General features: G+C 59.2%; 8 protein-coding genes, 1 other RNA gene and 2 pseudogenes. 1 reads left to right on the top strand and 10 read right to left on the bottom strand.

Annotated features, from left to right (window positions below; all coding sequences use genetic code 11):
• Positions 1 to 324: 324 nt before the first annotated feature.
• The 10 genes and pseudogenes from CAG47_RS29115 to CAG47_RS24110 all read right to left on the bottom strand — a co-directional run.
• Positions 325 to 853 (bottom strand): annotated as a pseudogene (locus tag CAG47_RS29115) (integrase); the annotation flags it as partial.
• A 120-nt stretch (positions 854 to 973) separates the two neighbouring features.
• Positions 974 to 2,229: pseudogene (locus CAG47_RS24070) on the bottom strand (integrase domain-containing protein).
• A 187-nt stretch (positions 2,230 to 2,416) separates the two neighbouring features.
• Positions 2,417 to 2,810, bottom strand: a transfer-messenger RNA (tmRNA) gene (gene ssrA, locus CAG47_RS24075).
• Between the two features lie 94 nt (positions 2,811 to 2,904).
• Positions 2,905 to 3,183, bottom strand: coding sequence for a hypothetical protein (locus tag CAG47_RS24080; protein WP_085728056.1), 279 nt, complete (start codon positions 3,181 to 3,183; stop codon positions 2,905 to 2,907).
• Between the two features lie 243 nt (positions 3,184 to 3,426).
• Positions 3,427 to 3,699 (bottom strand): hypothetical protein, encoded by a 273-nt coding sequence (locus CAG47_RS24085; protein WP_085728059.1) that lies wholly within the window; start codon positions 3,697 to 3,699, stop codon positions 3,427 to 3,429.
• A 203-nt stretch (positions 3,700 to 3,902) separates the two neighbouring features.
• Positions 3,903 to 6,713 carry an FAD-binding and (Fe-S)-binding domain-containing protein gene (locus tag CAG47_RS24090; protein ID WP_085728061.1) on the bottom strand — a complete coding sequence of 937 codons (2,811 nt, stop codon included), beginning with the start codon at positions 6,711 to 6,713 and terminating at the stop codon, positions 3,903 to 3,905.
• A complete protein-coding gene (locus CAG47_RS24095; protein ID WP_085728063.1) occupies positions 6,710 to 7,381 on the bottom strand; it encodes a lactate utilization protein in 672 nt (223 codons plus the stop codon). Before CAG47_RS24095 ends, CAG47_RS24090 begins: the two co-directional genes overlap by 4 nt.
• Positions 7,381 to 8,835, bottom strand: coding sequence for a LutB/LldF family L-lactate oxidation iron-sulfur protein (locus CAG47_RS24100; RefSeq protein WP_085728065.1), 1,455 nt, complete (start codon positions 8,833 to 8,835; stop codon positions 7,381 to 7,383). Before CAG47_RS24100 ends, CAG47_RS24095 begins: the two co-directional genes overlap by 1 nt.
• A complete protein-coding gene (locus CAG47_RS24105; protein WP_085728067.1) occupies positions 8,832 to 9,656 on the bottom strand; it encodes a (Fe-S)-binding protein in 825 nt (274 codons plus the stop codon). The genes CAG47_RS24100 and CAG47_RS24105 overlap by 4 nt, the downstream gene beginning before the upstream one ends.
• A gap of 151 nt (positions 9,657 to 9,807) precedes the next feature.
• On the bottom strand, positions 9,808 to 11,502 hold the full coding sequence (locus tag CAG47_RS24110; protein WP_085728069.1) for a lactate permease LctP family transporter: 1,695 nt from the start codon (positions 11,500 to 11,502) through the stop codon (positions 9,808 to 9,810).
• Positions 11,503 to 11,764: 262 nt separating this feature from the next.
• Between CAG47_RS24110 and CAG47_RS24115 the strand changes: the two genes are divergently transcribed.
• On the top strand, positions 11,765 to 12,532 hold the full coding sequence (locus CAG47_RS24115; protein ID WP_085728072.1) for an FCD domain-containing protein: 768 nt from the start codon (positions 11,765 to 11,767) through the stop codon (positions 12,530 to 12,532).
• Positions 12,533 to 12,546: the final 14 nt, after the last annotated feature.

Consider the following 12,546-nt stretch of genomic DNA (forward strand, 5'->3'; position numbering starts at 1 on the left):
AACTGTCCTACACCATGGACGACTATGGGGCGAGTGCAGCGGGTCTGGGAAGGGAGCTGTCTCAGCCTAAAGTCCGAAACCCATGACGCCTTTAGACCTCGAACGATCAATCTAACGGTGAGCAGGTAGTAACATCGCGTGTCCTTGCTGTGCTGCTCTAGGTGATGCTTGAGAAACCACTCCAGATGCTTCCTCCTCCAGCCCCAAGGCGTCCCCTGATGCCGCCGCTCAGCTATAGCAGCCTGGATAACTCCCGCCTGCCGCAAATGCCGCTGCCGCGTCGCATGCGATCCAGTCAACACCCCACTCAAGAAAGCCTCCATATCAAACGTCTTGGTCATACCCGCCCCCAATGTAGGAGGCTACATCGATCCGACCATGCCCGAGCTCATAGCTGATCTGTATTCGAACCTCCCGGTCCAAGCGCGGATTGATGGCATAGCAACGACCGCCATTAGCAGGCGCAGGATGTTGGGTAATCTGCTCGTAGCGTTCACAGGCATAAGCCGCGCGCAATTCATGAAAGCCTTTCACGGAGTTTTTTATGCAGGATGTGCCGCGATGCCCCGGCTACCCGCTGCAATACATTCGCGTAGCACTCGTTCGGCGCAATCATGTTGCGGCTCCCCGTCGGCGTCACCTTTGCCGCAAACGTCAGCGCATCCCTAATATGTCCATCCACCCCAACCCATCGCGGCGATGAAGCACCACCTCGGCCACCCTTTGTGCCTTCCTGGATGTTGATCGTGCCGAGCCTTTCAGCCTCCCGGATTAACAGGGGTAAATCAGCCAATATGGTCTCGCACAACCGCATCCCAGTGGCTCGAGCCAACTGAATCATGGCCGCAGCGCGTATGGGGATGCGAAGCCTCGCTATATCCAAGGGCTGAGCCGGAGAGGCCTAGAGCAAGATGAGTAGGCCACTGCCGCCAGTGAGCCTGACGGCGTGCCCTTTGGTACTGCTGCCGCAGCGTTACCGGATCGGTACCACGCGATCCCGCGCCACATTGATCGCGCTGGTCGAGAGGTTGCCGGTTGCCGCTTTCTGAATGTACTCACTCCACCAGACCATCATCGGTCGTCGGCGCTCGATGTAACCCGCCCGGTTATACGCGCTGCGCACCTCATCCTTATCTACATGCGCCAGCGCGACCTCGATCAGTTCGGGGTCCCAACCTTGCTCGTTGAGGATGGTGCTGGCCATCGAGCGCAGCCCGTGGCTGACGAGCCGATCCTGGAAGCCCATCCTTTTGAGCGCCATGTTCGCTGTCTGGCTGTTGGCGTGGGTACGGGGATCCCGGTCAGAGGGAAACACGTATTCACGGTTGCCGCTGAGTGGGCGGACCGTGGTCAGCAACGCAAGCGCCTGGTCTGTGAGCGGGATCGCATGGGGTCGGCGCTTTTTCATACGCTCGGCGGGGATGACCCACAGAGCTTTATCGACGTCGATATCGGTCCACTGTGTGGTGGCCGCTTCGGCGGGCGGGGTCATGGTGTGGAGTTGCCATTCGAGCAAACAGCGGGTGATGCGCTTGATGCTGGCATTGGCGATTTCCATCATCAACTTAGGAAGCTCTTCGGGTGGAAGCGCTGCCATGTTTTCTTTCTTGGGCTTTTTGAACACCGCACGAATGCCGCTGAGCGGGTTGGCGAAGATCAACCCGGAGTTAACCCCGTAGGTCATGATCTCGTTGAGCCGCTGGGTAACCCGCTTCACCGTTTCCAAGCTGCCCTTGGCTTCGAGTGGCCGAAGCAACTCGATCACCATTGGTGCGGTGACTTTTATCAGTGGGGTTTTCTTCAGGCTCGGCAGCACGTGCAGCGTGAGCGAGTGCCAAATGTCTTCGGCGTAGGCGGGGGTGACTGAGTCCTTCTTGAGCTCGAGCTAGGCGAGGGCGACGTTCTCGAAGGTATGCTCGGTTTCGGCGCGCCTGGCTTCATTGATGGTATTGCAATGCACCTTGGGGTCGATGCCCTGGGCAAGCAGTTCGCGGGCCTCGACGTCCTTTTTCCGAGCGTTCGCCAAGGGTAGCTCAGGGTAGGTCCCGAAGCCGATGTTGATACGCTTTTGGTCACCGGTTCGCGGTAATTGAAATTCCACAAAAGGGAGCCGTTGCTACGCACGCGAAGCTGCAAACGGTCACCGTCTGTGAGGACAAAATCCTTGGGCCAGTTCAGTTTGACTCCCTTCAGTTGTCGGTCGGATAGTCGCAGGGCTGGAGCAGGCATGAGATCTACCTCAGGCGCTATTTTGGTATTCCAGAGATTAGCCCCCAAGCCGCAGGAATACGACATGGAATACCTGAACGGTCAGAACTCGGCGGATGCCAAAAAAACTCGGAAGCGCTGAAAGCCCTGTATTTCGTGGCCTCGAGGCACAAAAAAAGACGTCCATGGACGTCTTTTTTTGATCATTTGGTGGAGCCGGGGGGAATTGAACCCCCGTCCGCCAGTACTCCGCTGTCGGTACTACATGCGTAGCCGTGTCTATTAAGTTAACCCTCAGCGACCCGACGGGCAGGGTGCTTTGGGCGAGTTGTGTAAGTTTTAGCCGCTTCGTCCACAACGTACTGCACGGCGATTCTGTTCTATATGACAATCACTTTGGGTTTACAGACATCCCCTGATGATTGCTGGACCCGAAGGTACCAGGAGGGAAGGGCTAAGGCTGCTTACGCAGCGAGAGCGTATTCCCCGTAGGTTTCGTCATTGGCAACTATAGGAAGTTGCAACAGTGGATTTACGAGTTCTGTTACCAACTCGGCATGCACCTAAAGTTTCGCAACCGGCGTCGAATCCAAAACGGCCCCGAGCCTGGCGCTCTGTGAATCAAGTGAGCAACAAGCCTGCACAGTGTACGTCAACGTGACCCAGAAGGCCAACCCGAAGGTTCGCTATCACCGATCATGGGGTTGGTTCGTTGCTCTGTTTGTCCGCGAGTGCCAGTGCCTGGGTGGTCTCGGTGACGCATTTTCTGTCGTCGCCGGAGGCTTGTGAGGCTTCGGCGCTGGACATCAGTCGTTTGATCTCCATGGCGGTGTTCGTGGCGGTCGCCGGCAGCGCATTCACTTTGCCTTTGAGTTCTTGCAGTTTGCTTGTACACAGGTTGTTGTCCGCGGCAAATACAGGAGAGGCCAACATGACCGCGGAAATGAACAGGCCTGCGAGTGTGGTGCGTTTCATTGATAGCTCCTTGAGCTGAGGGGCCTACCTCAAAGACTCCGATTCAACGCAAGAATTCGTTTTTTTCAGAAAATGTGTTGCACCTCTCCATACCCCAGATGCAACAAAACCCGCCACTGGCGGGTTTTGGTTTGCTTCGAATCTGGTGCAGCCGGGCTTTGAACTCCCGGCTGCCAGTACTGCGTTATTGATGCATGCCAACGGGGGGCGGAAGGCCAGCCCGAAGTTCGGCCATGAGCCGAGTTACTTCCCGCCTTTTTTCGAGTCGGTGACGGCCTTGATGATGTCGTTGGTCTCGGCGATGCAATCATCAGTACCTTCCTTGGTACCTTTTGCCTGGTCGGCTTTGGCTTGTTCGACGGAGGCTTTTACCTGGTCAGTCATTTCTGGAGGAATCTGTGCCTTGCCGTTTTCGATGGTTTTCAGGTTGACCGCGCAAAGGTCTTCTGCAGCGTACGAAGTGGAAGCCATGATGGAAGCAGTAACGAACAAACCTAACAGTACCGAACGATTCATGTGTTTCTCCTTGAACTGAAGGACCAGCATTGCTGGCCATCAAATCGGTCTACCGAGTTTTGGGAAGGTCCCGCATTGGCGAGACTTGATCAGTGGACTGCGGTGGCACATCAGGGTTCTGCTTTTTGCTGTAGAGCTGTCGATTCCGAAATGTAGGGATGTCAAGGAAGGTGCATCGATGCACCTTCCAGTAGATCCTGCTATCAGGGCACCCTAGCCTGGGTAACGCGGTCCACCAGATAGACTAGTCCGTGGTAGTCAATGCCGCCATGTTGCGTCAAACCGATCTCACAGGTGCGGCTGGTGGAAATGCCTTCGCTGCATTGTTGCACCGCGTCCTTGAGCGTGCGCAGCGAATGGGCATTCAACTGCGGCGTGGTGAAACCCTTGTCGCCAGCGAAGCCACAGCAGTGGATGCCTTCAGGGATGACCACGTTTTTACTGCATTTGCGCGCCAGATCGATCAGCGCCTGACTTTCGCCGAGGTGCTGGGTGCTGCACGTGACGTGCACCGCAACCGGCGCTTCCTGCGGTGTGAAGTCGAGGCGATCCATCAAGTGCGTGCGAATGAAGCGCACCGGGTCGTACAGGTCCAGACGGGTTTCGCCCATGTCCTGGACCAGGCGCAAGGTGCACGGGCTGGTGTCGCAGTAGATCGGGTCAAGCCCGCCGCGACTGGCGTGCAGCAAGGCGCCAAGCAACTCTTGGCGTTTGTGCTCGGCTTGCTCGGCGTAGCCTTTGGACGCGAACGGCTGACCACAGCACAGGTTGTCGAGGTTGTCCGGGAAAACCACCTGGTAGCCGGCCTTTTCCAGCAGGCCTCGGGTCTTGTCGTGCAGCGACATTTGTTCCGTATCGCCTGCTGCCGGCCCCATGGCCCGTGATACGCACGCGGCCAGGTACACCACCCGCGGGCGCTCATCGTTGATCGCCGGACTGATGCGAATCGGCCGTTCAGGCTGGGGCATGGCGTTGGTCCACTGCGGGATTTGCCCTTTGGACAGCTTGCTCACGGTAGCGGAAAGCTTTGCCAGCCGCGGTGCCCCCAACAGCATTCGGGCGCCGTTGGCCACGTGCAGGGTAAAGCGCGCGCCTTGCAGGGCCGTGGCGAAATTTCCTTCAAGCCAGTTGGCGGTTTTCGTATGCGTTGCCTTGCGGCTGCGCAGTTTTTTCACCAGTTCGCCGGTATTGATGCCTACAGGACAACGTTGCGCGCACAGGCCGGTGGCGGCGCAGGTATCGATGCCCTGGTATTCGTAGGCGGCTTCGAGTTCGCTGGTGTCGATGCCGGCGCGTTTTCTCGCCTGAATGTCGCGCCAGATCACGATGCGTTGGCGTGGGCTCAGGGTCAGGCCTTTCGACGGGCAGACCGGTTCGCAGAAGCCGCATTCGATGCACTTGTCCACAATCTCGTCGGCGGCCGGCAAGGGCTTGAGGTGCTTGAGGTGGATCTGTGGATCTTCGCTGAGCACCACATCCGGGTTGAGAATGCCGTCGGGGTCGAGCAAGCGCTTGAGTTGCCACATCAACTGGTAGGCATCGCTGCCCCATTCCAGTTCGACGAACGGCGCCATGTTGCGCCCGGTGCCGTGTTCGGCTTTCAGCGAACCACCGAATTCCACTGCCACCAGTTGCGCCACGTCATCCATGAACGCCTGATAACGTGCGACTTCTTGCGCGTTGTTGAAGCCTTGGGTGAAGACGAAGTGCAGATTGCCTTCCAGCGCGTGTCCGAAAAGGATCGCTTCGTCGTAGTGATGTTTGTCGAACAGTTCGATCAGGCGGTTGACGCCGATGGCCAGTTGTTCGACCGGGAACGTGACGTCTTCGATGATCACAGTGGTGCCGGTCTTGCGCACGGCGCCGACGGCAGGGAAGGTGTCCTTGCGGATGGCCCAGAGACGGGCGTTTTCCTGCGGGTCTTCGGTGAAGTCGACCTGCTTTTCCACCGGGAACGCGTTCAGCGACGCCATGATCTGCGCCAGTTGTTCATGGAGCAAGCTGGACGACGCGGCACGGGACTCGATCAGCAAGGCGCAGGCATTGTTCGACAGATGCTGTACGAAAGGCGGCATGCCGGGTTTGTCCTGCACTGAACGCAGGCTGCGCCGGTCCAGCAGTTCCACAGCCGACACCGGCTGGCTTTTCAGTACGGTGACCGCGTTGCAGCAGGTCTCGACATCCGGAAACACAATCAGGGCCGAGGCTTTGTTCGGGTGGTCGATCACGGTGTCATAGGTCACTGCACTGATGAACCCGAGCGTGCCCTCGGAGCCCACCAGCAAGTGGCTCAAGATATCCACAGGCTCGTCGAAATCGACCAGGGCATTGAGCGACAGGCCGGTGGTATTTTTCAGACGGTATTTGTGGCGGATTCTCGCAGCCAGTTCGGTGTTTGCCCGGGTCTCACGCCCCAGGGTCGCCAGACGCTCCAGCAGGTCGGCGTGGCTTTGACGAAACGCCGCGACACTGGCGGCATCTTCAGTATCGAGACGACTGCCATCGGCCAGTACCAGTCGAATGCCGGCCAGGGTGTGATAGGTATTTTGTGCCGTGCCACAGCACATGCCGCTGGCGTTGTTGGCGACGATTCCACCGATTTTGCAGGCGTTGATCGACGCCGGGTCCGGGCCGATCTTGCGTCCGAAAGGCGCCAGCCAGGCGTTGGCCTGGGCACCGATCACGCCCGGTTGCAGGCGGATTTGCGTGCCTTGGCCGCGGATCTCGCGGCCATTCCAGTTATCCCCAAGCACGATCAGCACCGAATCGCTGATGGCCTGGCCGGACAGGCTGGTGCCGGCGGCGCGAAAGGTCACCGGGACTTGATCGCGCTGCGCCAGTTTCAGCAGCGCCACTACTTCGTCTTCGGCCTCGACACGGATCACCAGTTGCGGAATCAAACGATAGAAACTGGCATCGGTGCCGAAGGCGAGGGTCGACAACGGGTCGTCGAAACGTCGCTCTTGAGGAATCAGATGCTGTACATCACGCAGGAAAGCGGCCGGTAGACTCATTGGTCCTCCAGAATCAGCACCACCAGGTCCTTCGGACCGTGGGCGCCGTATGCCAGGACTTGTTCGATGTCGGCGGTCTTCGACGGGCCGGACACCAGCAACGCATTGGTCGGCATGCCCTGGGCCCATTCAAATTCCTGTTGCACCTGATAGAAGTTGTCGCGGATTTCACTGGCCTTGAGCAGGGCGAAATGTACCGGTGGCGCGAGGCTCATCAAGCGTGGCTCTTCTCGTGTCGGCCACAGGATCAGGCTGCCGGTCGCAGCGATGGCGCCGAGGGTGCCGGTGAGGCTGGCCGGAGTGTCGTTGAACAGTTCGGCTTTCCATTCTTCGACCGGGCGGTCGTAAGCCTTGAGCACCGGCAGACCGGAATTTTTCGCCCAGTGCTGTGTGATCCGTTGACCGTGGGGCGTGGTCGGTGCGATCAGCAGGCTTGGCAACTGGCGCTCGCGCAGCAATTGCGCTAACAGCGCCGGCCACTCTTCGCCGGACGTCAAATGGATTTCCGTGTGCACCGCCTCCATCAATTTGCGCAGTTGTGGAATGCGTTGTTCAGGTGCGTAGGTGTAAGGCTGGGTCACCAGGTCGACATCAAAGTTGTCAGCCACTGGTGTGGTTCCTGTCAGACTTTTACGCAGTTTGGCGAGGATATTTTGCTTGGCGCTCATCAGCGGTCTCCCTGTTTGGCCAAGTGCTCGCGGGCCATGTCATGCAGTGAGCGGGCGGCGGGTTTCGGTGCGCTGTGGTTTTGCGTCCACGGCCCGACATTGCTCGGCGTGAGGGCGCGCAAACGGGTGGCGAAGAAGCCAAAGACGCGATACAGCGTCGGCGAACTGTTGAGCTTCGCCCAGGCGTTCCAGATGAATCGTTCCTTGCGCGAATACTTGCTGCCCTGGCCGCGCATCACTTGATGGGGGCTGTCCGGGGCCTTGACGTTTTCTTCGCGCAAACGGCGCAACAATGAAGGAATCGGAATTTTCACCGGGCAGACTTCCCCGCAGGCACCGCACAGCGATGAAGCGCTCGGGTGATCCGGGACCTTAGCCAGGCCCACCATGTGCGGGGTGACGATTTTTCCGATAGGGCCTGGGTAGACTTCCCCATAGGCATGACCGCCGATTCGGGTGTACACCGGGCAGTGATTCATACAGGCGCCGCAGCGGATGCAGTTCAGGGTCTGGCGCAATTCGCTGTCGGCAAAGGCCTGGCTGCGGCCGTTGTCGAGCAGTACGAGATGCACTTCCTGCGGACCGTCGAGCTCATGCTCCTTGCGTGGACCGGAGATCATGTTGACGTAGGTGGTGATCGGGATGCCCAGGGCCGAGCGGGTCAGCAGCGACAGAAGCGGCACCACATCGCGCAGGTTTTCCACGACTTTTTCGATACCGGTGACGGCGATGTGCACGGGTGGCACGGTGGTGGTCATGCGGCCGTTGCCTTCGTTTTCCACCAGCAGCAGAGTCCCGGTTTCGGCCACGGCGAAGTTGACACCGGAGACGCCGATGTCCGCTTCGAAGAATTTCTGTCGCAAGACCTTGCGACCGATCTGAATGAGTTGGTCAACGTCCTTGGTGTATTCCACCCCAAGTTTGTCGTGGAACAAGGACGCGACCTGACCGGCGTTCTTGTGGATTGCCGGCATGATGATGTGTGAAGGCTTCTCGTGGTCGAGCTGGACGATGTACTCGCCCATGTCCGATTCCAGGCATTCAATGCCCCGGTCAGCGAGGAAGTGGTTCATCTCCATTTCTTCGCTGACCATCGATTTGCCCTTGATCACTTGCCGCCCCTCGTGAGCGCGGATGATCGAGAGGACGATGCCGTTGGCCTCGTCCACCGTTTCCGCCCAGTGCACTGTCACACCGTTGCGGGTCAGGTTCTGTTCAAGTTGTTCGAGCAGCTCGGGCAACTTGGATAACGCACGGGCGCGGACGGCATTGCCCAGCGCGCGCAAATGTTCTCTTTCATGGGCATCGCTGAACGCCGCGGCCCGTTTGCTCATCAGTGAATCCATCGCCTTGCGAAAGTTGCCTCGCAATTGCGCATCACCCAGCGCATTGTGGGCGCGGGTGCGGAAATCTTCTTCTACGGCGACCGTAGGAATAATCGCGGAAGTGCTCATCGGGCACCTCCGGTACGCTGCCAGAGGAAGCTGGCCAGATGCTGACCGCGTAACGCTTCCTGCTGTTTTTCCAGCGAGCCGTTGATGTTCATCAAACAGCCGCAGTCGGCACTCAACACCTTGTGCGCGCCGGATTGCTTCAACGCCCGGGTCTTGTCAGCCACCATCGCGCCGGAAATGTCTGGCATACGGACGCTGAATGTCCCACCAAAGCCACAGCACTCACTTTCGTGATCGTGATTGACCCGCTCCACATTGCTCAACTGCGCCAACAACTCGCGGCCGTGCAGGTGGGTGTTCATTTCGCGGCGTGCCGAACACGAGGTGTGCAGCGCCACTTTCACCGGTTCGCCGTGGTCCTTGAGTTGCACCTTGCAGACAAACAGCAGGAACTCGGACAGTTCGTAGGTTCTGGCAGCCAGCGCCTCAACCTGTTTCAACGTCTGCGGCTCGTCCTTGAACAAGTCGGCATAGTGTTCGCGCAACATCCCGGCACAAGAACCCGACGGCACCACCACCGGATAATCCCCGGCAAACAGCGCCAGTTGCGAGCGCGCCACGGTCCGCGCCTGCTCGGTGTAACCCGAGGTGTAGGCCGGTTGTCCGCAGCAGCTTTGCCCTTGCGGGTATTCGACACGAATGCCTTCGCGCTCCAGCAGGTGGATCGCGTCCATCCCGGCTTCGGGGTAGAACAAATCGACCACGCAGGTGCCGAACAGATAGACCCGCGAGGGTTTCTCGCTGGGGTATTGCCGAGGCTCGGGCGGTGGCGGGGCGACGCGGGTCGCGTTCGGCACAGCGTTGTAAAAAAGCTCGCTCATCAGGCGTGTCTCCGGGTGGGCCCGGTTATTCGTCTGTCGAGGCTGCTGAATATAGAGTCGGAAGCTTTCAGCAGCCTTACAGACCGGGGTGTGAATTGCGGACGCCGGGGGCGTGGCCCGGCGTCGGTTTTTTCCGTTTTGCTTGTAGCCCTTAGTGCACCAGCATGCCGGTGAACCAGTAGGCCTGGGCCAGGGTGATCAGGCCGACGATCGTTGCAAAGAATAGGCTGTGCTTGAGGGTGAAGCGGAACAGATCCGATTCCTTGCCCACCAGGCCGGTCGCGGCGCAGGCCACGGCGATCGACTGTGGCGAGATCATCTTGCCGGTCACGCCGCCACTGGTGTTCGCTGCCACCAGCAAGGTGTCGTTGACGCCGATCTGGTGTGCGGTGGTCGCTTGCAGTGAGCTGAACAGGGCGTTGGACGAAGTGTCGGACCCGGTGAGGAACACGCCCAGCCAGCCGAGGAACGGCGAGAAGAACGGGAACGCCGCACCCGTCGCCGCCAGTACCAGAGCCATGGTCGAGGACATACCCGAGTAGTTGGTCACGAAGGCAAACGCCAGTACCATGCCGATGGACAGTATCGGCCAGCGCAGTTCGTAGAAGGTCTCCTTTAAAGTGGTCAGACCAGTTTTAATGTTGATCTTCAGCACTCCCATCGAGATCAGCGCCGAGAAGAAAATCGCTGTGCCGGTGGCGGAAATCGGGTCCAGTTTGAACACTGCCGGAAGGGCGGTGGGTGCGGCCACGATGGGTGCGACCTTGATCACCATTTGATCGAGATGCGGGATCGCGAAGTTGAACACGAAGCTGTACATCGAACCGCCGGCGGCGAACATCGCCTTGAACGATTTCAGGGTCCAGATGGTGACCAGTACAGTCAGGATCAGGAATGGCGACCAGGCCTTGAAAATTTCCCCAAGACTGTAGGGCGAAGCCACGGTGGTGCGCTTTTGGCCGAAACCGCCGACGCTGGCGCCCACCACGGAGGCCGAGACAGCGCCGACGATGTGTTGTCCGGCTGCACGTTTCGGCTGCCAGACCTTCAAAAACAGGGTCAGGGAAATCAGGCTGGCCAGTGCCGAAGTAATGTCCGGCAGTTCCGGGCCGATGAAGTTCGAGGTGAAATACTGGGTCACGGCAAAGCTCAGGCCGGCCACCAGTGCTGCCGGCCAGGTTTCCCGCACGCCGCGCAGACCGTCCATCATGAACACCAGCCAGAACGGCACGAACAGCGACAGCAGCGGCAGCTGGCGGCCGGTCATGGCGCCGATCTTGAACGCGTCGATGCCGGTCACTTGCCCGGCAACGATGATCGGAATGCCCAGGGCGCCGAAGGCCACCGGCGCGGTGTTGGCGATCAGGCACAGGCCGGCGGCATACAGCGGATTGAAGCCAAGACCTACCAGCAGGGCGGCGGTAATCGCTACAGGTGCGCCGAAACCGGCTGCACCTTCGAGGAAGGCGCCGAAGCAGAAACCGATCAGCAGGACCTGCAGGCGCTGGTCATCGGTGATCGACAGGACCGAGCTGCGGATGACTTCAAACTGGCCGCTCTTGACCGTCAGTTTGTAGAGGAACACCGCTGCCACGATGATCCAGGCAATCGGCCACAGGCCATAGGCGAAGCCATATCCGGCGGCGGCGAACGCCATGTCGACCGGCATCTGGAAAGCGAAGATCGCCACCAGAATCGACAAAGCCAGAGTGATGCTGCCGGCTACATGTCCTTTGAGGCGGAACACGGCCAGGGCCAGGAAGAAAAACACGATAGGGATAACGGCTGCGAGTGCGGACAGGCCGAGGCTGCCGAGCGGGGTATAGAGCTGTTGCCAGGTTTGCATATGGGGTGGCCCCTAATTGTTGTTGGTCAGGCACTGATCAGCGTTCTTGGATAATTGGTAAGACCAATTTACAATCGCTGTTGGCTAGGGTAAAAGCCTTGTAGGCGGTGTGTCAATTTGCCGCCCTAAAACTTTTGTCGAATGCAAAGTGCGCAGGGGCGTTTGCCTGGTATGACCAAATGCGCAGTGGCAGGTGCCGGCGTGGCGCCGATAGGCCAGAATAGAGCCCCGGCGAGCCGTCGGGTCGTGGAGAAATCGAGTTATGGGGTTTGATCAGATTCGTCAGCGCCGTTTGTCTGACGACATTGTCGAGCAGCTTGAGGGCATGATCCTCGAGGGCACGCTGAAGGCGGGTGAGCGATTGCCGGCCGAACGTGCGTTGGCCGAACAATTTGGCGTGTCACGCCCTTCGTTGCGCGAAGCCATCCAGAAGCTGACCGCCAAGGGCCTGCTGGTCAGTCGCCAGGGGGGCGGCAACTATGTGGTGGAATCGCTGGGCACGACCTTCAGTGATCCCTTGTTGCAGTTGCTGGAAAGCAACCCCGAGGCACAGCGTGACCTGCTGGAGTTTCGCCATACGCTGGAGGCATCTTGCGCCTACTATGCGGCGCTGCGTGCCACTGATGTGGATCGCGAGCGGCTGACCGCGGCATTCAACGAGTTACAGGACTGTTATTCGCGTCATGAAGAGGTGAGTCGCGCCGAAGAAGGGGCTGCGGATGCCAGATTTCACCTGGCGATCGCCGAGGCCAGCCACAACGCCGTGTTGTTGCACACCATTCGCGGGCTGTTCGATCTGCTCAAGCGCAACGTGGTGACCAACATCGGCGGCATGTACAAGCAGCGCACTGAAACCCGCGACATGCTGATCACGCAGCATCGGGAGTTGTATCAGGCGATTATCGAAGGAAGGGCGGAGCAGGCGCGGGAAGTTTCCAGTCGACACATTCTGTATGTGCAGGAGGTGCTGGAGGAAGTGCGCCAGGAAGTGCAGCGCATGGCCCGCGCGGAGCGGCGCAAGGGGATGTAGCCAGTCAGTTTTGT

This window comes from Pseudomonas sp. R37(2017), from assembly GCF_002113375.1.
Lineage (GTDB): Bacteria > Pseudomonadota > Gammaproteobacteria > Pseudomonadales > Pseudomonadaceae > Aquipseudomonas.